Source organism: Emergencia timonensis, assembly GCF_900086585.1.
In the GTDB taxonomy this organism is placed as follows: domain Bacteria; phylum Bacillota; class Clostridia; order Peptostreptococcales; family Anaerovoracaceae; genus Senimuribacter; species Senimuribacter timonensis.
Genome location: NZ_FLKM01000009.1, coordinates 1,278,986 through 1,303,432 on the forward strand (window position 1 = coordinate 1,278,986; position 24,447 = coordinate 1,303,432).

The 24,447-nt window shown below is 43.1% G+C and carries 23 protein-coding genes; 17 read left to right on the plus strand and 6 right to left on the minus strand.

Annotated elements, in window-relative coordinates; translation table 11 throughout:
• Positions 1-135: 135 nt before the first annotated feature.
• The 4 genes from BN6539_RS17005 (at position 136) to BN6539_RS17020 (ending at position 3,734) form a co-directional block, all read left to right on the plus strand.
• Positions 136-1,413 carry a cysteine desulfurase-like protein gene (locus tag BN6539_RS17005; RefSeq protein ID WP_067541198.1) on the plus strand — a complete coding sequence of 426 codons (1,278 nt, stop codon included), beginning with the start codon at positions 136-138 and terminating at the stop codon, positions 1,411-1,413.
• 68 nt (positions 1,414-1,481) lie between these two features.
• Positions 1,482-2,642 carry an iron-containing alcohol dehydrogenase gene (locus tag BN6539_RS17010; protein WP_067541200.1) on the plus strand — a complete coding sequence of 387 codons (1,161 nt, stop codon included), beginning with the start codon at positions 1,482-1,484 and terminating at the stop codon, positions 2,640-2,642.
• A gap of 70 nt (positions 2,643-2,712) precedes the next feature.
• Complete coding sequence (locus BN6539_RS17015; protein ID WP_067541201.1) at positions 2,713-3,243, plus strand: dihydrofolate reductase family protein; 531 nt, start codon at positions 2,713-2,715, stop codon at positions 3,241-3,243.
• A gap of 62 nt (positions 3,244-3,305) precedes the next feature.
• Positions 3,306-3,734 carry a GNAT family N-acetyltransferase gene (locus BN6539_RS17020; protein ID WP_067541203.1) on the plus strand — a complete coding sequence of 143 codons (429 nt, stop codon included), beginning with the start codon at positions 3,306-3,308 and terminating at the stop codon, positions 3,732-3,734.
• Between the two features lie 60 nt (positions 3,735-3,794).
• Here BN6539_RS17020 and BN6539_RS17025 read toward each other — a convergent pair whose 3' ends face one another.
• Entirely contained in the window at positions 3,795-4,232 is a 438-nt protein-coding gene (locus BN6539_RS17025) for a leucine-rich repeat protein (protein WP_067541205.1), read from the minus strand.
• Positions 4,233-4,273: 41 nt separating this feature from the next.
• Entirely contained in the window at positions 4,274-4,936 is a 663-nt protein-coding gene (locus tag BN6539_RS17030) for a GntR family transcriptional regulator (RefSeq protein ID WP_067541207.1), read from the minus strand.
• Between the two features lie 195 nt (positions 4,937-5,131).
• Between BN6539_RS17030 and BN6539_RS17035 the strand changes: the two genes are divergently transcribed.
• The 3 genes from BN6539_RS17035 (at position 5,132) to rbr (ending at position 8,106) form a co-directional block, all read left to right on the plus strand.
• Complete coding sequence (locus BN6539_RS17035; RefSeq protein WP_067541209.1) at positions 5,132-5,908, plus strand: dimethylarginine dimethylaminohydrolase family protein; 777 nt, start codon at positions 5,132-5,134, stop codon at positions 5,906-5,908.
• Positions 5,909-5,937: 29 nt separating this feature from the next.
• Complete coding sequence (locus BN6539_RS17040; protein ID WP_067541211.1) at positions 5,938-7,386, plus strand: basic amino acid/polyamine antiporter; 1,449 nt, start codon at positions 5,938-5,940, stop codon at positions 7,384-7,386.
• Positions 7,387-7,509: 123 nt separating this feature from the next.
• A complete protein-coding gene (rbr, locus tag BN6539_RS17045; RefSeq protein ID WP_264473647.1) occupies positions 7,510-8,106 on the plus strand; it encodes a rubrerythrin in 597 nt (198 codons plus the stop codon).
• 264 nt (positions 8,107-8,370) lie between these two features.
• Here rbr and BN6539_RS17050 read toward each other — a convergent pair whose 3' ends face one another.
• A complete protein-coding gene (locus BN6539_RS17050; RefSeq protein WP_082907582.1) occupies positions 8,371-9,027 on the minus strand; it encodes a helix-turn-helix transcriptional regulator in 657 nt (218 codons plus the stop codon).
• Between the two features lie 230 nt (positions 9,028-9,257).
• Here BN6539_RS17050 and BN6539_RS17055 point away from each other — a divergent pair, with 230 nt between their 5' ends.
• Genes BN6539_RS17055 through BN6539_RS17075 form a run of 5 tightly spaced genes read left to right on the plus strand, consistent with a single transcriptional unit; the run spans position 9,258 to position 14,604 of the window.
• Positions 9,258-10,478 carry a pyridoxal phosphate-dependent aminotransferase gene (locus BN6539_RS17055; protein ID WP_197492891.1) on the plus strand — a complete coding sequence of 407 codons (1,221 nt, stop codon included), beginning with the start codon at positions 9,258-9,260 and terminating at the stop codon, positions 10,476-10,478.
• Between the two features lie 6 nt (positions 10,479-10,484).
• On the plus strand, positions 10,485-11,540 hold the full coding sequence (locus BN6539_RS17060) for a M29 family metallopeptidase (RefSeq protein ID WP_148484502.1): 1,056 nt from the start codon (positions 10,485-10,487) through the stop codon (positions 11,538-11,540).
• A 41-nt stretch (positions 11,541-11,581) separates the two neighbouring features.
• Positions 11,582-12,874 carry a cytosine permease gene (locus tag BN6539_RS17065; protein ID WP_082907583.1) on the plus strand — a complete coding sequence of 431 codons (1,293 nt, stop codon included), beginning with the start codon at positions 11,582-11,584 and terminating at the stop codon, positions 12,872-12,874.
• A gap of 2 nt (positions 12,875-12,876) precedes the next feature.
• Positions 12,877-14,283 carry a Sapep family Mn(2+)-dependent dipeptidase gene (locus BN6539_RS17070; RefSeq protein WP_067541219.1) on the plus strand — a complete coding sequence of 469 codons (1,407 nt, stop codon included), beginning with the start codon at positions 12,877-12,879 and terminating at the stop codon, positions 14,281-14,283.
• 21 nt (positions 14,284-14,304) lie between these two features.
• Positions 14,305-14,604 carry a DUF1805 domain-containing protein gene (locus BN6539_RS17075; RefSeq protein WP_067541221.1) on the plus strand — a complete coding sequence of 100 codons (300 nt, stop codon included), beginning with the start codon at positions 14,305-14,307 and terminating at the stop codon, positions 14,602-14,604.
• A 290-nt stretch (positions 14,605-14,894) separates the two neighbouring features.
• On the opposite strand, the gene BN6539_RS17080 is transcribed toward BN6539_RS17075, so the two are convergent.
• Positions 14,895-15,095 carry a (2Fe-2S)-binding protein gene (locus tag BN6539_RS17080; protein WP_067541223.1) on the minus strand — a complete coding sequence of 67 codons (201 nt, stop codon included), beginning with the start codon at positions 15,093-15,095 and terminating at the stop codon, positions 14,895-14,897.
• Between the two features lie 253 nt (positions 15,096-15,348).
• Between BN6539_RS17080 and BN6539_RS17085 the strand changes: the two genes are divergently transcribed.
• Entirely contained in the window at positions 15,349-15,765 is a 417-nt protein-coding gene (locus BN6539_RS17085; RefSeq protein ID WP_067541225.1) for a hypothetical protein, read from the plus strand.
• 205 nt (positions 15,766-15,970) lie between these two features.
• On the opposite strand, the gene BN6539_RS17090 is transcribed toward BN6539_RS17085, so the two are convergent.
• Complete coding sequence (locus BN6539_RS17090) at positions 15,971-16,834, minus strand: transglutaminase domain-containing protein (RefSeq protein ID WP_067541227.1); 864 nt, start codon at positions 16,832-16,834, stop codon at positions 15,971-15,973.
• 846 nt (positions 16,835-17,680) lie between these two features.
• On the opposite strand from BN6539_RS17090, the gene BN6539_RS17095 reads away from it, so the two are divergent.
• Complete coding sequence (locus tag BN6539_RS17095; RefSeq protein ID WP_067541229.1) at positions 17,681-18,181, plus strand: prolyl-tRNA synthetase associated domain-containing protein; 501 nt, start codon at positions 17,681-17,683, stop codon at positions 18,179-18,181.
• Positions 18,182-18,228: 47 nt separating this feature from the next.
• On the opposite strand, the gene BN6539_RS17100 is transcribed toward BN6539_RS17095, so the two are convergent.
• Positions 18,229-19,737 (minus strand): acetyl-CoA hydrolase/transferase family protein, encoded by a 1,509-nt coding sequence (locus tag BN6539_RS17100; protein WP_067541231.1) that lies wholly within the window; start codon positions 19,735-19,737, stop codon positions 18,229-18,231.
• Between the two features lie 716 nt (positions 19,738-20,453).
• Here BN6539_RS17100 and pyk point away from each other — a divergent pair.
• The 3 genes from pyk (at position 20,454) to BN6539_RS17120 (ending at position 24,322) form a co-directional block, all read left to right on the plus strand.
• Complete coding sequence (pyk, locus tag BN6539_RS17110) at positions 20,454-21,866, plus strand: pyruvate kinase (protein WP_067541235.1); 1,413 nt, start codon at positions 20,454-20,456, stop codon at positions 21,864-21,866.
• A 306-nt stretch (positions 21,867-22,172) separates the two neighbouring features.
• On the plus strand, positions 22,173-23,633 hold the full coding sequence (locus BN6539_RS17115) for a DUF1538 domain-containing protein (RefSeq protein WP_227142706.1): 1,461 nt from the start codon (positions 22,173-22,175) through the stop codon (positions 23,631-23,633).
• Entirely contained in the window at positions 23,630-24,322 is a 693-nt protein-coding gene (locus BN6539_RS17120; RefSeq protein WP_147363144.1) for a P-II family nitrogen regulator, read from the plus strand. The genes BN6539_RS17115 and BN6539_RS17120 overlap by 4 nt, the downstream gene beginning before the upstream one ends.
• Positions 24,323-24,447 lie beyond the last annotated feature (125 nt).

A 24,447-nucleotide genomic window follows, 5' to 3' on the forward strand; every position in this document is an offset into this window, starting at 1 on the left:
CACTGAAAATTCAAAAAATGATTGGATTTTGTACAAAAGTGAAAAAGAGGAATTTCTTTTTGTACAATTGAACTCTGTGCTGAAATTGATATAGTTAATGTAAGAGATGTTGGTTTTCATGAAAGGAGAAATAAAATGGCAGTTAATTTTAAATTCGATGTAGATTACATAAGAGAACAGTTTCCGGCACTGAGCATCACGGTAAACGGATTACCGGCGGCTTTTCTCGACGGTCCGGGCGGAACGCAGGTTCCAAAGCGGGTGGCAGAAAAAGTAAATGAATACATGTTCTATCGGAATGCCAACGAGATGGGGGCTTTTAAGACCTCTCAGGAAAGCGACCAGTCAGTTCTCGATGCGAGAGGCGTATTTGCTCACTTTTTCAACTGTGACCCGGAAGAGGTCGCCTTTGGAGAAAATACTTCTTCTATCAACTTCAAGCTTTCCTATGCCTTTGCCCGGGCGCTGAAACCGGGAGATGAGGTTTTGATCACCAATATCGACCACGAGGGAAACCGGTCACCATGGCGGGTGCTGGAGGACTTCGGCATCGTCGTGAAGTGCGTAGACATCGACCCGGAGACGATTACCTTGGACTTCGAGGATTTTAAAGCAAAGCTCTCCGACAAGACGAAGATTCTTGCCATCAACTGGGCGGCTAACTCCTGCGGAACGGTCAGTGACGTGAAGAAGTTCATTGCAGAAGCCCACAAATACGGGGCGGTCACCGTGGTAGACGCGGTTCACTATGCGCCTCACAAGGTGATCGATGTCAAAGAAATCGACACAGATATCCTGGTCTGTTCCGCCTACAAGTTCTTCGGCCCGCACCTGGGCGTAGTATATGTACGCAGGGCTTTGGGCGACAAATTGGTCTCCACCAGGGTCATGGCTGGCGACAATACGGAAATGCCGCTGAAGATGGAGACGGGAACCCTTGCCATGGAACTGGTCAATGGTGCGGCAGAAGCAGTGGAGTTTATCGCCGACTGCGGCAGATGTCATGCCGAACAACTTACGGATGAGCTGGAAGGCTTATCGGGTCTGAGAAGAGATATCGTCGCAGGCCTCAGGGCTTTTGAAATCTATGAAGAGGGCCTTGCCAATAAATTGAGGGAAGAGCTGAGCAAAATTGACGGCCTGAAAGTTTATGGTCCTGGCGCAGAGGCTCCGAGAACGTCTACAGTTTCCTTCACGATAGAAGGCGTCAACTCCAATGAGATAGCAAAGTTCTTTGCAGAAAGAGGGTTGTTTGTCTGGGACGGCGACTTCTACGCCATAGCGACAATCAACAATGTATTGGGACTGGAACCTGCAGGCGGCTTCCTCAGAGTCGGCTTTGCTCCATATAATCTCATGTCAGACGTGGAGAGAGTTATCGAAGCAGTAAAAGACTTTATCAAGACAAAATAGCCGTTAACAGCAGGAGCCTGGGTTTCTACCTGAGACCCGGGCTCCGTTTCTTCATTGGAGGTAATGATATGACATTAAACACGTATTCTTTTGAGCTGGCGACCAAAGTGATCTTCGGTCCGGGAACCATCAGAGAAGCTGGACGAGAAGCAAAAAAACTCGGTATGACAAAGGCCATGCTCATCGCTGACCAGGGCATTATCGGTGCCGGGTTGACTGCGCCCGTAGAGGAGGCTTTGCAGGAAGAGGGCATCTGTTATGTCATCTATGATAAAATTGTGCCAAATCCGAGGGACTTTCACTGCCTGGAAGGAGCTGAATTTGGCAGGGAGCACGAGATAGACGGCATGATCGCCATCGGGGGAGGGAGTTCCATCGACACGGCAAAGGCGATTGGGACACTGATGACAAACGGCAGGGATATCAGAACCTGGGCTGGGGTGGACCTTTTAGAACGAGAAATCCCGCCGCTCATCGCCATACCGACGACAGCAGGAACCGGATCAGAGGTGACTTTTGATGCAGTCATCACAGATACCAAGACTCATGAGAAACTCAACATTCTCGATCTGAAAATTGCACCAAAGGTGGCGTTGGTAGACCCACAGACGCTGCTGAAGCTGCCTTCGAGGACCATGGCAGCCTGCGGTATCGACGCATTGGTCCATGCGGTAGAAGCCTATACCTGCAAGGCAGCCTGCCCTCATACTGATGCTTACGCCCTCTACGCCATCGACATCATTCAAAAAAACCTTCGCGGCGCTGCAGCATCTCCTGACATGGAAAACTGTACGGGCATGGCGCTGGGCAGTACCATGGCAGGCATCGCTTTTGGTTATTCTGATGTTGCGGCAGTCCACTGTATCGCCGAAGCCCTTGGGGGCAGATATGACACGCCCCACGGTGTGGCAAATGCCATCATGCTGCCGGTAGTGACGGAATTCAATATTCCGAGCAATCTTGAGAAGTATGCAAATATGGCAAAATACCTGGCAGTGGATACTTCCAATATGACAAAGGAAGAAGCGGCGTATAGCTGCGTTGACGCTTTACAGAAATTATGTGAAGATGTAAAGATCCCGAAAATGAGGGAAGTAGAAGGCATCAGCCCCGTAGACTTTCCGGAACTTGCCGAAGCTTCTTTCCGAAACATTTCCACTCTCGACAATCCGAGAGAAATCACCGTAGACGACTATCTGCAATTGTTAAATAAAGCCTATTTCGGATAGGACGATTGACGGCTGTTCATATGGGGTATTCTATCGAAGTGTAAACAGAAACACTGAAATAGGAGGACATATGAGAAAAGTCGTTTTATATATCGCGATGAGCCTGGACGGGTTTATAGCAGAACTGTCTGGAGGAGTAGACTGGCTGAAAGGTGATGGCTCTGAGCCAGATACCTTAGGAAGTTACCCAGCTTTTTATGAGAAGGTTGATACGATCATTTTGGGATATACCACTTATCATCAGGTGGCCACAGAGTTGTTTCCAGAAAAATGGATTTACAGCGGAAAGAAGAGCTATGTATTGACACATAAGGATTTACAGTCAACGGAGGATATCGTCTTTACTGACAGGCATATGTCGGAGCTTCTGCGTGAATTAAAAAATGCAGAAGGCGGGGATATCTGGATCTGTGGCGGAGCTGATATCGTAAATCAATTGTTAGAACTGGACTTGATTGACAGCTTTTGCATTTCGGTCATACCGACGATTTTAGGCGAGGGGATATCACTCTTTCAGAACAAGCGCGTGCGAAAAGATCTGAGATTGATTTCGACTTGCAGCTATGACGGTATTGTAGACTTGGTTTACGAACCTAGATAAGAGCAAAATATGACAGGACTGCATACTCTATAAATACATAGCAAAAAAGAGGTGCATAGTACATGAAAATCAGAACGCTTGAAAAGAGCGATATGAAGAGACTTGCTGACTTATACCGCCAGTTTTGGAATGAACAATCTGACGTTGAAAAGATGGAGGCACAGTTTGATGCCATACAGCGGGAAAACAGCCATCTGCTTTTGGGAGCCGAGCAGGATGGCCTTCTGATCGGCTCCGTCATGGGCGTAATCTGTAAGGAGTTATATGGAGATTGCAGACCATTTTTAGTTATCGAAAATATGATTGTCGATGACCTTGGACGGCGGAAAGGCGTTGGCAGTGCGTTGCTGTCTGAGCTGGAAAAAAGGGCGAGAGAAAGGCAGTGCACTCAGATGATTTTGGTTACGGAAATCGAAAGACAGGATGCCTGCGGGTTCTATGAATCCTTCGGCTTTCAAAAGAATAACAAGGGATACAAGAAAAAATTATGACCGGAATCATTACATGAAAAACGGCAGATCGCGCGGAAATGCATCTGCCGTTGGATTCCGTCATATGTTGCGATAAACGATTTTCTGCTCTTTTGCGTACTTTTCCGCTTGTGAATCTTTTTCACACAGCAGAGTGAAGTAGTTGAGCTTATAAGCTCTGGCGTGTTCGTACATGTAGCCGAAAGCACATTGTCCAAAAGTCACCACGGAGGCGGGGATGTAGAGCTCTGTCAGATCTGGACAGGTGAAGATGCCGAAGTCGGCAATTTCTTTCAAACCGTCGGGGAGGGAGAGCTTTTTTAAATAGCGGAGATCAGAAAAAGCTCTTTCTGAGATTTTGATAAGGGTCTCGGGCAAAACGATTTCCCGGGCAATGGATTTTTTCCCTAGGGAAATAACGTCTGTCCCGATTTCGGTGACGGGACAGCCCTCAACGAAGGAGGGCAGAACTATGACGGCTTCCGGCTGAGGAATTCGCGTGATGGCCGATTCCTGCAATCCCTGATATCGTATTCTAATTGCATAGTAGAATTCCTCCCTTATTTTTCGTTGAGACTCATCAAATCAAAATGAGCGTTTTCAGGCGCCCAGTGAATTTCTGCCAGGTATTTTGAAACTTCGTCAGCCTTGTATTCCTTAAAGAGCTCTAATATTTCCTGGTGTTCGGCATTGGTGGCCGTCAAAGTTCTGCTGATTTCACCCTCAGGATCATCCAGATAGCTCTTTTTTAGGAACTTGTTTTTGATCTTTGCCAGTTCTTCGATCAAAGCGTTGTTGCCGCATTTGTCGATATAGACTTGATGAAAGATTTTTTGCTGCGTTAAATACATCTCATAGTTCTTTGATTCGATGGTAAGGGTCATACTGTCGATATAGAACTGCATGTCTTTAAAATCTTTTTCCTCTAAATTTGGACAGGCTAATCTGGCAGCCAGACCATCCAGGTCTCCGATAATTACATATAGATCTGTCGCTTCTTCTTCTGACAGACTTTTTACGACAAAACCCTTGCGGGGAACGTTGTCTAAAATACCTTCAGAAGCGAGTTGAATCAGCGCTTCTCTGACAGGGGTCCTGCTGATGGAAAGTTCCTCACAGATGACATTTTCATTTATTTTTTCTTCTGGTCTGAGATTACCTACTAAGATTTGATCTGCAATGTAATCATATACGTGGTCTTTTAATGTCTTAAACTTGTTCATAATCCTTCTTTTACTCACTTTCTGATATCTTGTAACATAAATATAACATATTTTATATAAATAGTGAATCCCATTTCCTGTTATTGTATATAAAATATTTTATATTTTCTGACGATAACTCTTGACAAAATATTAAAATATTGTATATAATATATCTATAAAACAAAACAACTTGATTTTGAGAGGAGAAACAAAATGAAAAAGTTTAATCACGTAATCGTAAGAAGACCGTGCAAAGCAATGGTAGAAGGCATCACAAGCGGACTGTATCCGGGAAAGCCTGATTTTGAGCTGGCCCTGAAGGAGCATGATGATTACATAGAAGCGCTGAAGCAGTGCGACGTAGACGTTACCGTATTAGAGGCTGACGAGAGATACCCCGATTCCTGCTTCGTCGAGGACCCTGCCCTGATTACAAGGAAGTGCGCCATCATCACCAACCCGGGCGCAGAGTCCAGAAACGGTGAGAAGGACGAGATCATCGGCGCAGTGAAGAAGTTCTTCTCTGACGACCAGATCGAATACATCAAGGCCCCTGGCACTCTGGAAGGCGGCGACGTCATGATGGTGGGAGATCACTTCTATGTTGGAAGATCCGCAAGGACCAACGAGGAAGGCATCAGACAGCTGACAGAGATCCTGGCCAAGTACGACATGACCTGCTCCGAGGTGAAGCTGGAAGAGGTGCTGCACCTGAAGACGGGCGTCAACTACCTGGAGGACAACAACATGCTGGTATCCGGCGAGTTCGTGACAAAACCGGAGTTCCAGAAATACAACTGCGTGCAGATTCCGGAGGACGAAGCATACGCAGCGAACTGCATCTGGGTCAACGACACGGTCATCGTACCGGAAGGTTATCCTGCAGTGCTGAAAGCGGTACAGGACCTGGGTTACAAGACCATCTTAGTTGACACATCAGAATATAGAAAACTTGATGGTGGTTTAAGCTGCTTATCATTGAGATTCTAGTCTCTTTATAAGAAGAGGAGGAACTTAATATGGGCAATAAATCCAATAATCAAGGTTTGGGCGTCGCCAAATTGGCGCTATTCTCCATAGGATTGACCTTAGCCAGCGGTGTCTTCAGTTTATCTGGAGACTTCGCCGCAGGCGGGGCACATACACTGGCAGTTCTGCTGGGATGGGTAATCTGCGGTGTCGGTATGTTGGGACTGACGATGTGTTTCTTCAAGCTGAGTGTGGTAAAAACAGATTTGACCAGCGGGATCTACAGTTATGCAAAAGAAGGATTTGGAGAGTTCGTAGGTTTTAACTCCGCATGGGGTTACTGGATGAGTGCAATGCTGGCACAGCTTTCTTTTATCACCCTGTTATTTGCAGCATTGGGAAATTTCTTCGATATTTTCGGCTCTGGCAGCAACTTAGCTTCTATGGTTGTCGCATCGATTATCATCTGGTTGTTATCTCTGCTGGTATTGCGGGGTGTAAACCAAGCGGTAGCCATCAATGCGGTCGTTGTTATAGCAAAATGCGTTCCCATTGTCGTAATGGTGGTTGCCATCATTTTGGCAGGCGCGTTTAAATGGGATATCTTCATGGATAACTTCACTGGCGAAGGCAGCGGAATGACCTTGTTAGAACAAGTGAAATCGACCGTATACACCACAGTATGGACGTTCATCGGAATTGAAGGCGCCGTAGTGCTTTCGGGAAGAGGGAAGAATACAAAAGTTGCAGGTATTGCGACCGTTATTTCCTTCCTTTCACTGTTCGTACTCTACCTTCTGATTTCAGTGCTGAGTATGGGCGTTATGCCGGCAGAAGAACTTGGAGCACTTACCAATCCTCCTATGGCGGGACTGCTTGAATATGTTGTAGGCCCTTGGGGCGCGGCTCTTGTAAATATCGCCGTTATTGTTTCTCTGGGCGGAGCATTGTTCTCCTACACGATACTTTGTGTTGACAGTGCGTATGGTCCGGCAGAACAGGGAGCATTTCCTCCGGTATTTAGCAAATTAAATAAATTCAAAGCACCTACATGGTCTGTCATTATTTCAGCTATTTTTATTCAGGTCTTCATCGTCGTTATTTACTTTAACGCTGGAACCTATCAGGCTGTCTATGCAATGTCGACCAGTGCGATCATGGTGCCATATGTATTCTCTGCATTCTATTACCTGAAACTTGTAATCAAAGGACAGGGACTGGAGCCGGGAAACAACAACAAAGCAATGGCATGGCTCATCGGTATTGTCGGTTCTATCTATGGAATTTGGCTGCTTTATGCAAGCGGGTTGCAGTATATCTTAATCGCGACCATCTTGTATGCCCCTGGCAGCATAATGTATTACTACAATAGAAAGAAAAAAGGCCAGAAGATCTTTGAAAGTACCGGAGACGTCGTTGCATGCGTGGTACTTGCGGCATTGATCGTCACTGCGATTATATTTATCGCCACTGGCAGAATCAATCCGTTTGAGATGTAAGGGAAAATGTAAAACGACTTTTGAGATTTTCAAAAGTCGTTTTTTCTTTGATATTCTTTGCATAGTATAACCTAAAATGGAAAATACTATCTTTAATCAAAAGATAAAGGGGATGAAATATCAATGAATTTTAATAACAGTGAAACGAAAGATAACCTGATGAGAGCTTTTGCAGGTGAAAGCCAGGCAAGAAACAGATACACCTTTGGCGCCTCACAGGCAAAAAATGCAAATCTTCATGTTATCGAGGCTGTCTTTACATTTACAGCAAACCAGGAGAAGGAACACGGCGAGATTTTCTATAATCATCTAAAAGAACTGGCAGGAGACACAATCCATATTGACGGAGGATATCCAGTGGATATCACAGATTCAATGATCCAGCTTCTGCGTTACGCACAGCATAACGAATATGAGGAACATGACGACGTGTACAGCGCTTTCGGACAGAAGGCTTCAGAAGAGGGATTCCTCGCTGTTGCAAACTCATTTAACCAAATTGCGAAGATTGAAAAAATCCATGGGGACAGATTCGGTATGTTTGCAGATTTGCTTGAGCAAAACAAGCTCTTCGTCTCTGACGTGGAATGCGACTGGATGTGCCTGAACTGCGGACATATTCACAAGGGCACTAGCGCCCCGCAGATCTGCCCGGTATGTCAGCACAATCAGGGTTTCTTCGTCAGATTGGAATTAGCGCCGTTTACAGGAGTGATTTAAGTACAGAAGGAGAAAAGACTGGTAGCACCGCAATGTCATTAAGTTAGAAGTTGACATAGGCATTGTCCAGACCGTCAAACGAACTAGAAACAGAGTATACAAATTGTATACTCTGTTTTTTCAAGCAAAGAAGCGATTTTCAACTATTTAAGCATACGATGCATTGTTGCCCATAATTGGCAATTCTTTCTTATATGGACAGCGCTGCATATGAGCGCGTTGATTCGTCAAATATTTTGCAAAATAATTTCTATAAAGAGGTACTCATTTATTTTTGATTTCTTTGAGATATCTGTAAATAGTTGGTTCCGACGTGCATAGTTTTTCTGCAACAAAAGGAATCATTCCGCGTACGGCAAAAACACCATAGTCATTTAGCTTATTCACAATCACCTTTCTTTCTGATGCCTTCATGCGATCAGGAGAAATAATTGAATCATTGATTTCCCTTTCGACAATATCATACATGTGCCCATTGATATTGGTATCAAAGTTTTCCTGATATTTAGCTTTGTTAGACTTTGGGTAGAGTGCATGATTTTCAATGAATTTTTCAAGATCGTCAAATATATCCTGTATTTCATGAGTATCGTGGTTAACACATAAAAGCCCAATGAGTTTATTGTTTTCTTTAATAAAAAAGGTAGATGCTACCAGGTGTCTGCCTTCTTTCGTTTTGCCCAGGTAATTTGCTACATAACTTTTAGTTTCATATTCTTTTGATTCAATCAGATTAATTGCCAGGTCTGTAAGAGGGCTTCCGATTTCCCGGTGACTGATGTGGTTGTTCACAATTTTAACGACCGAATGATTGGGTTCTGACACATCATGTAAAAGTATTTCATAGGCAGGACCACATACCTCGCCCCAAAAATCAACCAGAGGAAAATATTTTTCAAGTTTTTTCAAATTACTCATCATATGCTCCTATTCTTTTATTCTAGCTTCAATTATTCTACCTTGTTAAATCCAAAACGTCAATAAAATATTATTAAAATAATAAAAATAAATCAATGTAATAAAAAATTATTGACAATATGATAAAAATATATTAAAGTGTAATTGAAATCGAGATAAGATGGCCAAAAGGTGTACTAGTTGTAACCTAGGCCATTGCAGCAGGATAGAGTGGGGCACGAGGAGGTTGTTCTATGAGAAATAAGATGAAACCATACTTTCGTACACTGAAAGGTGGATTGTTTGAAGCTGTAAACAAAGCAGATGTCGGAGACAATGCTGACAAAATGAAAGAAGACGGTGTTGTAATGCTGAGCTGGGCAGATCCTTTTTTTCCAGATGACAAGTTAGATTATGATGTGCGCGCTGCGATAGAGAAATCACTTTCAGACGGAACAGCACAGCACTATACTGCGCCGATTGGAAATACAGAACTTAAGGAAACCATAGCCAAGAAGCTTTCTGAGGATAATCACCTCAGTGTGAATCCAAAAAGGAACATTGTCATCACACCAGGATCAGATGCGGCATTGTTTTATTCGCTGGTTCCATTCATTGGGCCAGGTGATGAGGTTATGAGTGTCGATCCAAGCTATCCGAATAACTTTCAGGCCGTACAGATACTAGGAGGTATTCCTGTATCAGTACCGGTAAAGCCAGAGACGGGATTTGAAATTGAGGTTGAAGAATTTGAGAGAAGACTTACTAACAGGACAAAGATGGTGATCCTTACAAATCCAAACAACCCAACTACGGTTGTTTATTCGCGCAAATCAATGGAAGCATTGGCCGATTTCGTGAAAAAGAATGATCTCATCATTGTTGTTGACCAGGCGTTTGAAGATATCGTATTTGATGAAAAAGAAATGGTAACCATGGCATCCCTTGAAGGAATGTTTGAGAGAACAATTACAATTTTCTCCATATCTAAGGGATTCGGACTTAGCGGTCTGAGAGTTGGTTACATAGTTGCTCCAGATGTTCTCATTGATACAATGTTTGCTTCTGCTGTTAGTGTGATAGGGGCAAGCAACACTGCATCACAACTTGCAGCTATTACGGCTTTACATAAGAGAAAAGCTTTGTTAAGGGATTACAAAGAAACATTTGATTATAGGAGAAAAGTGCTGTACGATGCGTTGCGTGATATTCCCGGCGTAGAGATGCAGATTCCACAGAGTGCATTCTTGTCGTGGATTGATGTGTCAAAGCTAGGCAGTTCAGATGAAATCGTCAACTATCTTATAGAAGAAGCAAAGGTCTTCGTTAATTCAGGAAATTGTTATGGAGGTATGGGAGAAGGATATATCCGACTTGTACAAGGATGCTACAGAGACGATAAAATGATTGAAGCTATTATACAGCGCATTCGAGCAGCGCTAATAAAGAGGAGTCTTGAAAAAGGACTCAGATAGGAGAAGATGATGGAAAAGAGCAAAGAAAGATATGTTGCGGAAGCGATGATCAACGAGTATCTAAAAATGAAAAAGGGCGAGTATCTCGCAATTACTGCGGATCAGGATTCTAATTTTAAGCAACTGGAAGCTTATCTTGAAGTTTGTCATGAAAACGACGTTGCCTGCACCATTCTGAAGACAGCAACGCCTCCAGGACAGAGCAAGGCTGCCGAAGCAACAGTCCCTGTAGAGGCGACAAAAGAATTTCTCATGAACGTGGACTGTTGGATTGATGCAGGCTCAATGGGATTGCTGTACTCTGACATCTATGAACATGTTATGGAAAACAACAAGAAAATGCGGTACATGCTGACCATTCATCTTCCAACCGACATATTATATGATATGTACTGCAGCTTCCATGTGGAAAAGATGGTGGAACTGACCAATCTTATAAAAAAACGGTATAACGAATCAAAGACGATAACTGTGCGCAATAGTGACGGCATGGATATTACTTTCGAGGTGGACACAAATAATTTCATTGCTATAGATAATGGGGATGCCAGCATTCCGGGAATGTATACGCCGCCTGCAGATATCAACTTTATCCCAAAGCAAGGCACTGCAAAGGGAACGATTGCATGCAGGGTCGTGTATGCAGCGTCTCAGGAACCTGACGCCATCTCAGATGAACCAGCATTTATACATATCGATGAAGGAAGAGTGGTTGGTATTGATGGAGAAAAAAACGCATCAGAATTCCTTAATAATTGGTACAAGAAGTTCGAATATGATAAAAATGCAAGAATGATTGCGCATGTTCTTGTAGGATTGCTGCCAGGCTCAAAAGAAATAGCATCATACTGCGTGATAGATGAACGCATATATGGAGCTGCATGCTGGGGAATCGGTCATGTCAGTGCACTGGATATGCCGCCGGAAGGGCAGCCTTCAGATACACATGTAGATGTTATATGTCCAAGAATAACTATTTTGTTCGATGATCAGGTCATAATGGAAAATGGTGAATTTACATGTCCTGAATTTAAGACGATTGCAGATGTAATGGTCAAGTAAAAAACAGTTATATCATAAAGTGATTTGTCAGGAGAAAGAAAATGAATGAAAGCAAAGGAACAATGGAAAGTGTAACATTAAGTCGTGTACCGGACGAGCAAAGAAAAAACTGGTGGACAGTGGCATTGATACAGGCGGGAATCATGATTAGCATACCTTGTCTTATGGTAGGATCCACGCTGGCATCCAGCCTATCAATTGATGAGGCTATCATTGCAATTATTGTGGGATTTGCAATCGCAGTGTTCTTCATGACTTTAATAGGCATGCAGAGTAGCGACCTTGGAAGGCCGATGTGCGTAGTTGCTTCATCAGCGTTTGGCAAAACAGGAGTTAGAATTTTTATGATGATACTTTTTTCTGCAGCGTTGATTTGCTGGTTTGGATATCAGACAGTCGTATGTGGAGAAGCCTTTTCAAATCTTCTCAGCAAATTCTTTGGTGTTCATTTCAGCGTAACAGCATCAATTATCATTTGGGGCATCATTATGTTGGTTACAGCAGTATGGGGAATCAACGCGCTGGGATGGTTGAATGATATTGCGATTCCTGCCCTGATTATCGTCATCGGTATTGCGTCAGTCATTGCCTTTAAGACATATGGCACGGCAGCACTTGCAGGATATCAGCCACCTGCAGAAACACAGATTTCGGTTATTGCAGGTATCGCTATGGCATTTGGCGGACAGTCCTGCGGGATGGTTGTAACGGGCGATATCACAAGATTTCAGAAGACAAGAAAAGATACTGCTTTAGCGACAATTCTCGGAGTATTTCCGATAAGCATCATGATGATTATTTTGGGATATATATTATCCGTTATGACAGGGGATTCAGATATCAGTAATATCCTCTGCACATTAGGATTGCCTGTTCTTGGCATGCTCGTACTGATTGCCGCTACATGGACAACGAATACGACCAATTCATACAGTGCCGGCATCGATATGGTTATGCTTTTCAATTCAAGTGATAAGAGTAGAGTAATTATGACAGTGATTGCAGGGGTGCTTGGAACAATTTTAGCTCTGACGGGTATTATGTATCATTTTGGAACATTCCTGACACTTTGCGGAGATGCTTTTGGTCCAGTTGCAGGAGTCATGGTTGCTGACTATTGGATCGTAAGGAAAGGAGATCCTGAAAAGTGGTTCTATAAAGATGGTTTTGACTGGGTTGGAATCATTTCTTGGGTAGCAGGTGTCGTATTTACATTTATTTTTGGCACGGATTATGCGATCTTTATCGGCATTGTTATTTCATTCGTACTGTATCTGGTTCTCAGAAAATTTATCAGAGAGAAACAGAATGTTGTTGATGAAACGGAGCTATAGCAATGATAAAATACGATTACTTAACTTATCAGAACAGAATGATCGATGATTTGTGCGAACTAATTTCACTGCCAACTGTTAACAATGATAGCCCCGAACCTGGGATGCCTTTTGGTAAAGATGTTGAAAAAGGGTTTCAGTGGGTCAAAGAAAAGTCTGCGGAATTCGGTTTCAAAATTACGGAATATGATGGCTATGCTCTTCAGGCTGATATTGGTACAGGAGAACACGTCATAGGAATGTTGTGTCATGTGGATGTTGTCCCAGCAGGCGAAGGCTGGGATACGGATCCCTTTCAGGCAAATATAAAAAATGGCAGAATCTACGGCAGAGGAACGGTAGATGATAAAGGTCCATTGGTTTGCTGCTTCTATGCTGCTAAATACATGAAAGACAACGGATTGATTCCAGCGGATATCTGCCTTAGAATGATAGTCGGCGGCGATGAAGAAAGAGAATGGAAAGACATTGCTTACTACTGCAAGCATGCAAAAGCTCCAGAAATATCTTTCGCAGCTGATGGAAAGTTTCCTCTCGTATTTGGAGAGAAGGGTCTGATCGACTTTGACTATATCTGGAACTTGGAAAGAGACAGCAAATCAACGATGAAATTAATAGCATTTGATGGTGGAATGGCCAGAAACAGTGTTCCGGCAAATGCGATATTCTCTATCAGAACAGATAATGCAAAAGCTTTAGCAAAGACAATAAAAAACACCGCAGACAGGCTTGGGTATGATATAACAATAACAGTTAGTGATGATAAATTGAATGTCAGTGTAAAAGGTCGTGGCTGTCACGCCATGTCACCGGAGAAGGGAATCAATGCAGTCTCAAGGGCAATCCGTCTTATGTTGGAACTGGGAAGCAAGCTGGATTGTCATGCTTTTGTAGAATCGTATGAAAGATATATCAGTGAAGATTATACAGGAGGACTTTTAGGATGTGCATGTAGTGACGAGGAATCAGGTTTGCTGACTTTTAACCCGGGACAAATCTTTATGAATGATGAGAAGATTCAATTGCGTGCAGGAATAAGATATCCAATCAGCTCTGATTACGAAAAATTTGCTGCGTGTATAGAAGAAGCTGCAGCAGAAATGGCTTGTCAGTATGCGATAGTTGATCAAATGAGACCAATTTATTTCAAACGGGACGATGAGGTCGTGGCGCTTTTAGAAAAAGCGTACCGTGATGTCACAGGTGATGTAATCAATCAGCCGTTTACTGTAGGCGCAGCCACATTTGCACGGGCAATGCCCAATACAGTTGCATTTGGACCGATTTTTCCGGAACAGGAGGAAATGTCCCACTTGCCTAATGAATATATTTCTGTAGAAGATTTAAATAAGACAACGGAAATATATATTAATGCGTTAAACAATCTTGCTACACGTCAATTCAGATAAGACAAATTATAGGAGGAAAAAATGATTAGAACAGAGATCTTAAATGTTAATGGGAATGATGTACAGGGAGTGCAGATCAATTCGCCTGGTGGCGAAGGGCACCCAAACATGATTTTACTTGTTTGTAAGAAGGGTTATATTATGTGTGGATATCTGAACCAGGAAGCGGCGACCAATTTTGGTGATGCGGCATGTGTCATCGGGGGAAGTTCATTTGATGAAGTCCTTAAAAATCCGGTAAAGGCTGTTTTGCCAGAAGCGGAAAGGATTGGAGTCAAAATTGGTATGACGGGTGCGGCAGTGTGTGATATTCTGAATTAGAAAAATGTCTTTCTCTATAGTTAAGCTGCGGTTTGCCGGATGTTAACATCCTAATCAAAAAAAGGAGGGGAATCAAGTTTTTTGCGAGGTTTCCCAAACTTTCATGGGGGATGAAATGTAAACGATAAATCATGCGTGCCTCGAAAAATCAACGCCGTCAGGTCAGCCCTGGCGGCGTAGTCCATTAATCGGATTCTCTTGTTTTCTTTTTTCGGCATTCATTTGATCGCTCTGCCAATGTTCAACTTCGCTTAACTTAATGAAAATGATTCCAGTCCTTTCTCTTTTAATTAATTTTCTGACTCTGCAGCCATATCATCTAAAATCATCTGCAAATCTTCACGGCAGCCGCCGCATTTATCTCCTACCTTCGCAGTTTCACAAAGCGTTTTCAGGTCTTGTACACCGGTTTCCTTGATAATATCCTCTATTTCTCCGCGGGTTGTATGATAGCAGAGACATACTTCGTAATCCCTTGATTTTTTATCCATTATGATGATCTCCTTACAATTTAATTTCTTACTTTAATATACCACAAAAGAGAACTTCAAAGCATCACAACTTCTTCACATAATCAAAATAGAAAACATACATATGTGCTGTAATATGATAGTAAGGCGTAGTGTACCACAAAATCCAACCAATTGAACATCGCTGTGTGCTCGTTCTCTTGGGGATTTTCAGCATAAGGAGTTCTCAGCAATTTACTGCGCAATTGGGGCAACTCCATTAGGAGGTGAGAGAATGAACGGTTTCAAATACAAACTATACAGATTTATGCAGGGCAGACGAGGTCTTGACAATCTAGGCAGATTTCTGATCATGGCAGCAATGATTTTAATGATCGTATCTATGTTCCTCATCAAGTTTCCAGCAGTATACAGAGTGGCTTACTATATTGGAGTGTTTTCATTTATTTATGCGTATTTCAGGGCCTTTTCAAGAAATATTTATAAGAGAGAAATGGAAAATAACAAGTATTTAGCTCTGAAATATAAAATCACAAAAGGTAAAACTCTAAAACAGTGGCGTTACGAACGTAAAATATATACTTTCTTCAAATGCCCCGGATGCGGACAGAAGATGAGAGCGCCCAAAGGAAAGGGTTCTATCAAAGTAACATGTCATCAGTGTGGAAATGAATTTCAAAAACGAGTATAGATTGCCGATAGCAAAAGACTAGACCCAGAGGGGATAGTCTTTTTTTATTCATAGAAAATTGCTTTTTCACATTTACTCATAAATTGACAATGTGGAATGTGCAGAGGGAGACCCCCTCGCCGTCCTAAGAAGGGTGCTCAATCTGCAAAGCAGGCGCCGAAGGGAATCTAGGGTTCCTTAGCGGAGTGGCGTTGAAAACACTCTGTCAATAGCTGAAGACTGCCGTAGGATTTTCTGCACAAAAAGAAGGAGAAGCATATTCGTCATTTCTCTGATGATCGGTAAATGCATCGTCAGACTTTAAGAAGTAAGCGTATTCAGATCTCCCCGCATCCCATGTGGCGTCGACATTATAATACACTTCACCCAGCTTGACGATGTTCCAAGCATGATTTTCGTTTTTGCCGGTACCTGCCACAATTCGCACAGGAATATCAGCAGCCTTGCACATTCTGTACAGCAATGTGGAATACCCCTGGCAGACGGCGCTTTTATTTACGAGTGCGGCGTAAGCTGTATATTTTTGTGAGTAGTTTGGTCCATGGGTATTATCATATTTTACGTTATCGCATATGTAATCATAAATGGCTTTGACTTTACCGTAATCACTCTTTTTTTCTAACTTTAAGGAATCTAAGGTACTCCTCAGTTGTAGTTCGAATTTTTTTTCTTGAACCTTGGACGTCTTGTAAGATATTCGGTACCTGAAAGTATAATAATGCTTTTTATCTTTCTTCAGATAATTGCAGTTCGCTTTGTAACCGTCAAAGAGGCTGTACCTGAGGTAATCTCCCATCAGAGAAAAGTTACTGCCCTCATCGGCGAAAGCATCGTCATTAAAGAATTTGCATACCTGCGAAGTATTGCTGTTATCTGTGACATAGGTGAACTGTATTTGTTTTGTGTGCTTTAAAATCTGTTCGCAGTAAAAGGCTCTGGCATCAGAGCGTGAAGTAAATACAGGGATATTGTCCGATTTGACCGTTGAAATTGTGACGGCTAACAATGCAGTGATAGCCGCGGCAGCAATGATCATAGTGACTCCCTTTCTAGGTGCTACATATTTCATAGATAAACCTCTAATTAAAGTGTTTTCGTAGTTAATTGTATGCGAGTGGGAATCAAAAGTTTCAGAGATGTTTCTCCATGGCAAAAGCATGAGGATTCATATATAAAGCAACTTAAAGGTCTCGACTAGAAGGATCTAACCTTTTGCTGTCGTTTGAGTCGGTTCCTGAAAATCGTTTTGTTAAAATAGTGATGAATATATCAAAAAACACACTGTATTTTACAAATACTATATTTTCTGTCAAGCAGAAGGGAATTAGAGAAGAAACATCGAATAAGTAAGAAAAAGTCAGGAGACAGGAGCGGAAAACGAAGCGTCAGCTAGAGAGAATATCCTGTTCATAGCCGTCCCGTTACGCAGATTGGCGTGTATGGAAAGGGGCAGCGTAACGGAAATGTCGTATTTAGGTCAATATGCGTAACGAGCTCAGGCCCTACGCCGTCCCGTTACGCATATTAGCGTGTATGGAAAGAGGCAGCGTAACGGAAATGTCGTATTTAGGTCAATCTGCGTAACGAGCCCAGGCCCCAAGCCGTCCCGTTACGCAGATTGGCGTGTATGGAAAGAGGCAGCGTAACGGAAATGTCGTATTCAGGTCAATCTGCGTAACGAGCCCAGGCCCTAAGCCGTCCCGTTACGCATATTAGCGTGTAGGGGAAGGGGCAGCGTAACGGAAATGTCGTATTCAGGTCAATCTGCGTAACGAGCCCAGGCCCTACGCCGTCCCGTTACGCAACAATCATGGCTGCCCTGCATTTTCATGCCTTTGTCGTGATGTTTTCCCAGACAAGGCTGTTGTCGATCGGGAGAATATGGTATACTAATGTCTAAAAGGAAGGTGAGATAATGGAACCATATGAAGCAGAACTCTATGATGTATTTCAAAGAATTGGAATTACAGAGTACAAGGTTCATGAGCATAAAGCAATTTTTTCGACCAAAGAAGCGGAGGAGGCGGGACTGGTCATGGCCGGTCTCAACCTGAAGAACCTCTTAATCAAAGACAAAAAAACAGAACATTTTTTCATGATTATACTGGAGGATCACCGTCAGATGGATGCGAAACATTTCAAATCTTTGACGGGATGGGGCAAAATACGATTTGCAAAGGAAGAAGAGATGTGGGATTTGCTGAGATTGACGCCTGGTTCGGTCTCTCCCTTTGGCCTTCTCAGCGATAAGGCGCATCGAGTTACCGTGGTGCTGGAAAAGTTGATTACCGAGGCGGCGGCAGAGGAATTGGTGAACTTTCACCCTAACCGCAACACTGCGACCTTGTCCCTACAGAAAAGAGACTTTCTGAAGTTTTTAGAATATATAGGAACTGAAGTGATCTTTGAAGAATAAAAAAGAGTGCATGATGGAATCGGTGATTCTCATGCACTCTTTTTTATTTACTTCATGGTACCGTTTTTCATAAAACTGACGTGCCAGGACAAGGCTTCTTCTAAAATATGCGGCGTCTGCAAACCGCTGGTCTGGCAAGCTCGGCTGTAATAATCCATTAGTTTTTCCCGATAGTCAGGGTGGGCGCAGTTGTTGATAATTTTAAGCGCCCTTTCCTTTGGACTACACCCTCGGAGATCAGCATATCCTTGTTCTGTAACAATAACCATGACATCGTGCTCGGTATGATCTACATGGGATACCATCGGTACGATGGAAGAGATATCGCCATTCTTTGCCAAAGATGCCGTTGTAAAAATGGTAATAGATCCGTTTCTGGCAAAATCCCCGCTGCCGCCAATACCATTCATCATGCTTGAGCCGTTAACATGGGTTGAGTTCACGTTGCCGTAGATGTCCACCTCCAGAGCGGTGTTCATGGAAATGATTCCCAGTCTGCGAATCACCTCTGGATTATTGCTGATTTCCTGCGGTCTGAAGATCAGCTTGCCCTTATAGAGTTCAGCTTCTTGATCGAATTGCTCTTTCATTTCCGGTGATGGTGAGATTGCAGTAGTGGAAGCACATTTTGCTTTACCGCATTTCAGCATCTCCAACATGGAGTCCTGTACGACTTCGGTGTAACAGCAGAGATCGTGGAACTCTGAGTCAAGCAGACCATAGAGCACTGCGTTGGCCACACTTCCTACGCCGGACTGAATCGGCAGCAAGGTGTCTGTTAACCTGCCCGCCGCTACTTCTCCTTCGAAAAATTTGATGATATTCTGGGCAATTTTTTTCGCATTATCATCGATGGCGGCTAATGGGCGTACGCCATCCTGTAAATCGGTTATGACGATGGCGGCAATTTTTTCAAAACCACACTCCATATATGGCTTGCCGATTAAATCGTCAGCTTTTACTATATTGATTGGCTTCCTGTTTGGAGGATTCTCCATAATGAGACAGTCGTGCATGCCCTCTAAGGCCATGGGCTGGTGTAAGTTCAGTTCCACAATGACCTTGTCAGCCTGCTTGATAAAAGAAGGCGAATTTCCGATTGCAGTGGTAGGTATCAGCGAACCATCTTCTGTAATAGCCAGGGCTTCTACAATTGCAATATCAACCTTTGGAATCGCTCCATAATTTATGTATTGAGTGGAATGAGAAAGATGCATATCAGTATATTCTACTTTCCCCTTATTGATGGCTTTTCTGATTGACGAGTTTGTGAGGTATGGCAGTCTTTTTCTAATGATGCCGGCTTCTGTCAGTGCAGTGTCAATTTCTGGACCGACAGAGGCACCGGAATAGAGATCAACTTTTACTGCATCACCTCGTTTTGCTCTTTCAGCCAGAGCCAGGGGCACAGCTTTGGGATATCCGGACGGGGTGAAACCGCTGACCCCCAGAACCATACCGTCCTCGATGAGTTCAGCTGCCTGTTCTGCACTTTTGATTAAATCGTAGGCTTTTTGATTTCTTATTCTTTCGCTTACTCTTGGGTCCAATTCCATGATAATTCCTCCTCAAATTGGTGTTCATTTTTAGCCGATTGGCTATTTTTCATGATAGCATCATTGATAATAAGTATCAACCTAGAACTTTGTTCATTTTTTGCACATTGTTTTTGCAGAATGTGGAAGAATCATGTTATAATGGTTCCACAATCTAATATCGTTGAGGCAAGGAAGGAACCATTGAATCATGTGCTGCGATTCAATTTTCAGTGGAATGCACATGTTATAATGGTTCCACAATCTAATATCGTTGAGGCAAGGAAGGAACCATTGAATCATGTGCTGCGATTCGATTTTCAGTGGAATGCACATGTTATAATGGTTCCACAATCTAATATCGTTGAGGCAAGGAAGGAACCATTGAATCATGTGCTGCGATTCGATTTTCAGTGGAATGCACATGTTATAATGGTTCCACAATCTAATATCGTTGAGGCAAGGAAGGAACCATTGAATCATGTGCTGCGATTCAATTTTCAGTGGAATGCACATGTTATAATGGTTCCAGGGTCTAACGGCGTTGCGGCAAGGAAGGAACCATTGAACCATGAATTTCAATTCTATTCTGAAGGGAATATTCATGATATAATGAACGCATTGATCCTACAGCTTCGCTGCAAGGAAACGTTCATTGAATCATGTGCTGCGATTTTAAAATCAGAGGAATGCACATGGTATAATAATAGGAAAACTAGGCTTACGAGGTGAAGAAAATGAGAAAAACGAAGATTGTCTGTACGATTGGACCGGCATCTAAAGAGAGGGAGACTCTCAAAAAAATGCTTCAGGCGGGAATGAATGTAGCACGAGTAAATTTCTCCCACGGCACCCATAAAGACCACAAAGAGACAATAGAGACTTTTAGAAGTGTAAGAGATGAATTGGGGGTTCCGGCAGCAGTTTTACTCGATACCAGAGGACCGGAAATCCGCATCAAAGACTTTAAAAATGGACAAGAAGTGCTGGAGCATGGGCAGCGTTTCACCATTACGACTAGAGAAATCATGGGTACGAAAGAAATCGTCTCTGTGACGTACAAGGATTTCCCAAAAGAAGTAAATGTGGGCAATCTGGTTTTAATCAATGATGGAAAGATCGTCATTAAAGTAGAAGAAACTACAGACACTGACGTAAAAGGATTGGTAATACACGGCGGCAAAATCAGCAATCACAAAGGCATCAATCTGCCCAACGTGAACCTCAATATGAAATATATGAGCGAACAAGACCGGGAAGATATTCTGTTCGGCATTGCGCAGGATGTTGACTATATTGCAGCTTCCTTCGTTCGATCAGCTAAAGACGTAATGACCATCAGAACATTGCTGGATGAAAACGGCGGTCAGGAGATCGGGGTCATAGCCAAAATTGAGAGCACGCAGGGAATCGAAAATTTTGAAGAAATTTTACAGATTGCTGACGGTATTATGGTCGCTAGAGGTGATATGGGTGTAGAGGTGGCTTACGAGAAGTTGCCAGGCATACAAAAAAGGTTTATTAAAAGATGCGTTCAGTCAGGTAAAATAGTCATAACTGCAACACAGATGCTGGAATCTATGATTACTAGCCCCATGCCGACGAGGGCGGAGATTACCGACGTTGCCAACGCCGTTTTTGATGGAACCTCTGCAGTGATGCTGTCTGGCGAGACGGCTGCAGGGAAGTATCCGGTAGAAGCGGTGTCTACCATGGCAAAGATAGCAAAGCAGGCGGAAGAGGACATGCCGAGAAAAGAAATGATCTGGCATGAAATGGATGTCATGGACGTGACTAACGCTGTAGGCCACGCCGCCTGTACTTTGGCGAAAGATATACAGGCAGGCGCTATCATGGCGATCACCAAGACCGGATATACCGCAAGGAGAATGTCTAAATTCCATCCTGATATCATGGTAATCGGGGCTACGCCATATGAGAAGACCTACCATCAATTATCCTTAATCTGGGGGGTATGTCCAATTATTGCCAACTATAGATTTGATATTGAAGATTTGTTCAGTCATTGTGCAAGAAAAGCGATTAGGGCGGGACTTATTAAAACTGGCGACAAGGTTGTTATCAGTGCTGGTTTGCCGGTAGACGTACCTGGTAATACAAATATCATTCGAGTCGTGGAAGCAGAATGAAAGGATTAATACTTTAGTCTTAATTTCATAAATACGCGTATCAGACTGAAATTTGAGAAAACTTTTGGTTGAACTGATTTTTTCCAGATAGTATACTTAATATATACGATTAGCGCCTGGCCACTTGTTATCACTTGTGGGGCGCTAAAGCATAAGATCTGCCTAGCCAAATCATAGATTTGGGGCAGAACCATTAAGGGGGTATATTGTCTGGATAGAAAAAAATTAAATCTATTAAAACAGAACAGAACGATTCTCGTTGAGAAAGTCCGAGAATCTCTCACATCTGTTCTTCCAATCACCGTTATCGTTTTTCTTCTATGTTTTAGTCTGATTCCAGTACCTAATAGTATCTTGATGGCCTTCGTCATTGGAGCGGTTTTTCTCATTTTGGGAATGGGGCTCTTTACGCTGGGTACTGACCTGGGCATGACGCCGATAGGGCATCACGTAGGGTCTGCCATCACAAAATCTAAAAGTATATTTTTGATTGTTTTAGTTTGTTTCTTAGTTGGAACAATTATTACCGTATCAGAACCTGATCTTCAGGTTCTGGCTGAACAAGTACCCAACGTTCCTAATATGGTGCTGATCTTGGCAGTAGCGGTAGGTGTAGGTATTTTCCTTGTAATATCGCTCTTGCGTATCCTTTTAAAGATAAAGTTGGCGTACCTGTTAATTGGGTTTTATCTGATCGTTTTTATATTGGCACAGTTCGTTCCTCTGGATTTTCTGGCAGTGGCCTTTGACTCTGGCGGTGTAACGACGGGGCCGATGACGGTACCTTTTATCATGGCGTTGGGTGTCGGCGTTGCTTCCATCAGAAGTGACAAAGATGCGACCAATGACAGTTTCGGTCTTGTTGCACTCTGCTCTATCGGACCTATTGTTGCAGTCATGATTTTGGGGATACTGTACAATCCAGAGTCTGCTGTGCAGTCAGCAGTAAACATGCCGGATGTATCTAACTCCGTAGAACTTTGGAAACTGTTCATCAGCGCTCTGCCCAGATATTTTGAGGAAGTAGGAATCGCCTTATTTCCGATGGTCGTATTTTTCCTTGGCCTGCAAGCCTGGAAGCTAAAGCTTTCAAAACATCAGCTGATACACATCATCGTAGGCGTGGGATACACTTATATCGGGTTGGTCTTGTTCTTAACTGGTGTAAATGTAGGATTTATGCCGGCAGGAAATTATCTCGGCCAGCAGCTTGGTTCTTTGGCGCATCCAGGGGTCTTAATTCCAATCGGTGCGCTGATCGGTTACTTTATCGTAGCGGCAGAACCTGCGGTTCACGTGCTGAATAAACAAGTATTTGATATCACTGCGGGAGCAATCCCCGCAAAAGCTTTGAGCACTAGCCTATCCATTGGCGTGGCCATTTCTGTCGCGCTGGCAATGATGCGAATTGTAGTTGGAATGCCGATTATGTATCTATTAGTGCCGGGATATCTGATTGCGGCAGTGCTGACATTTTTTACTCCTCCAATCTTTACGGCCATCGCTTTCGACTCTGGCGGCGTAGCCAGCGGTCCAATGACGGCCACATTCCTATTGCCGCTGGCCATGGGAGCATGCAGCGCATTGGGGGGAGATGTAACGACAGACGCTTTTGGCGTCGTTGCAATGGTTGCCATGACACCACTGATTACCATACAAATTCTTGGACTTTATTTCAAAATGAAAACCAAGCCAGGTGAAGAACACGCTGGAGAATCTGCATTGATCATGGACAATAATCACGAAAAGAGGGAGATAGAGGATTGAATCGTTTGTATTTTTTAATTACCATTATACGTCGTGAATTAGGCGAACTATATTTTAACTATTTTCACGACAATCATGTATGCTGTTCCTTTGCTGAACTATGTAATGGTACGGCGCAGGAGAAAATGCTTGATCTTCTGGGTGTAGAGCAGACCGAAAAAATAATGCTGCAGGCTATCGTAAATCATGAAACCAAAGCTAAATTGATGAAAGGCTTTGTCAGCGATATGGGAATTAACATGGTGGGAAACGGGATTGCTGTTTCTATTCCCATTGATGGTATCGGCGATGAGTCCGGTATGAACTACCTGCTTGAAGGTCAGGAAAAATGTTGCAATGAGGTGAATGAAATGGACAATGGTGTAAATGATGCACAGTATGCACTTGTAATAGCGATTACGCGTGGCGGTTATGCCGAAATGGTCATGGATGCCGCCAGAAAAGTTGATGTGAAAGGCGGCACAGTGGTTCATGGGAAGGGAATTGGAGATGATTTTTCTGCTAAATTCTTTGGTATTTCCATCGCCAGTGAGATGGAATTGGTCTATATCGTCACAAAGAGAAAAAATAAAGATGAATTGGTCAATGCCATTAATCAATATGCCGGCATGAAGACAGAAGCCAATACTGCGGTACTGACACTGCCTGTAGAGGATGTAGTCGGACTTCGGAGTGTGTCAGAAGAATAACGGCTTCTAAGTGACAAGTTAAGACATAGGTGCCAGGCAATACAGGCAGACGAGCTGAAGTAAAAAGCTTGTCTGCCTGTATTATTTTGTATGACATAGAAATGGTGATTTTTCTTATAAAAAAC

Excerpts from the sequence above, each read along its gene's own strand:
- BN6539_RS17090 (WP_067541227.1), bottom strand. The coding sequence starts at position 16,834 with ATGAAATATGTAGCACCTAGAAAGGGAGTCACTATGATCATTGCTGCC.
- BN6539_RS17035 (WP_067541209.1), top strand. The coding sequence starts at position 5,132 with ATGAAAAAGTTTAATCACGTAATCGTAAGAAGACCGTGCAAAGCAATG.
- BN6539_RS17030 (WP_067541207.1), bottom strand. The coding sequence starts at position 4,936 with ATGAACAAGTTTAAGACATTAAAAGACCACGTATATGATTACATTGCA.
- BN6539_RS17005 (WP_067541198.1), top strand. The coding sequence starts at position 136 with ATGGCAGTTAATTTTAAATTCGATGTAGATTACATAAGAGAACAGTTT.
- BN6539_RS17095 (WP_067541229.1), top strand. The coding sequence starts at position 17,681 with ATGGAACCATATGAAGCAGAACTCTATGATGTATTTCAAAGAATTGGA.
- BN6539_RS17015 (WP_067541201.1), top strand. The coding sequence starts at position 2,713 with ATGAGAAAAGTCGTTTTATATATCGCGATGAGCCTGGACGGGTTTATA.
- BN6539_RS17040 (WP_067541211.1), top strand. The coding sequence starts at position 5,938 with ATGGGCAATAAATCCAATAATCAAGGTTTGGGCGTCGCCAAATTGGCG.
- BN6539_RS17085 (WP_067541225.1), top strand. The coding sequence starts at position 15,349 with ATGAACGGTTTCAAATACAAACTATACAGATTTATGCAGGGCAGACGA.
- BN6539_RS17100 (WP_067541231.1), bottom strand. The coding sequence starts at position 19,737 with ATGGAATTGGACCCAAGAGTAAGCGAAAGAATAAGAAATCAAAAAGCC.
- pyk (WP_067541235.1), top strand. The coding sequence starts at position 20,454 with ATGAGAAAAACGAAGATTGTCTGTACGATTGGACCGGCATCTAAAGAG.
- BN6539_RS17065 (WP_082907583.1), top strand. The coding sequence starts at position 11,582 with ATGAATGAAAGCAAAGGAACAATGGAAAGTGTAACATTAAGTCGTGTA.
- BN6539_RS17075 (WP_067541221.1), top strand. The coding sequence starts at position 14,305 with ATGATTAGAACAGAGATCTTAAATGTTAATGGGAATGATGTACAGGGA.
- BN6539_RS17055 (WP_197492891.1), top strand. The coding sequence starts at position 9,258 with ATGAGAAATAAGATGAAACCATACTTTCGTACACTGAAAGGTGGATTG.
- rbr (WP_264473647.1), top strand. The coding sequence starts at position 7,510 with ATGAATTTTAATAACAGTGAAACGAAAGATAACCTGATGAGAGCTTTT.
- BN6539_RS17020 (WP_067541203.1), top strand. The coding sequence starts at position 3,306 with ATGAAAATCAGAACGCTTGAAAAGAGCGATATGAAGAGACTTGCTGAC.
- BN6539_RS17060 (WP_148484502.1), top strand. The coding sequence starts at position 10,485 with ATGATGGAAAAGAGCAAAGAAAGATATGTTGCGGAAGCGATGATCAAC.
- BN6539_RS17070 (WP_067541219.1), top strand. The coding sequence starts at position 12,877 with ATGATAAAATACGATTACTTAACTTATCAGAACAGAATGATCGATGAT.
- BN6539_RS17050 (WP_082907582.1), bottom strand. The coding sequence starts at position 9,027 with ATGATGAGTAATTTGAAAAAACTTGAAAAATATTTTCCTCTGGTTGAT.
- BN6539_RS17010 (WP_067541200.1), top strand. The coding sequence starts at position 1,482 with ATGACATTAAACACGTATTCTTTTGAGCTGGCGACCAAAGTGATCTTC.
- BN6539_RS17080 (WP_067541223.1), bottom strand. The coding sequence starts at position 15,095 with ATGGATAAAAAATCAAGGGATTACGAAGTATGTCTCTGCTATCATACA.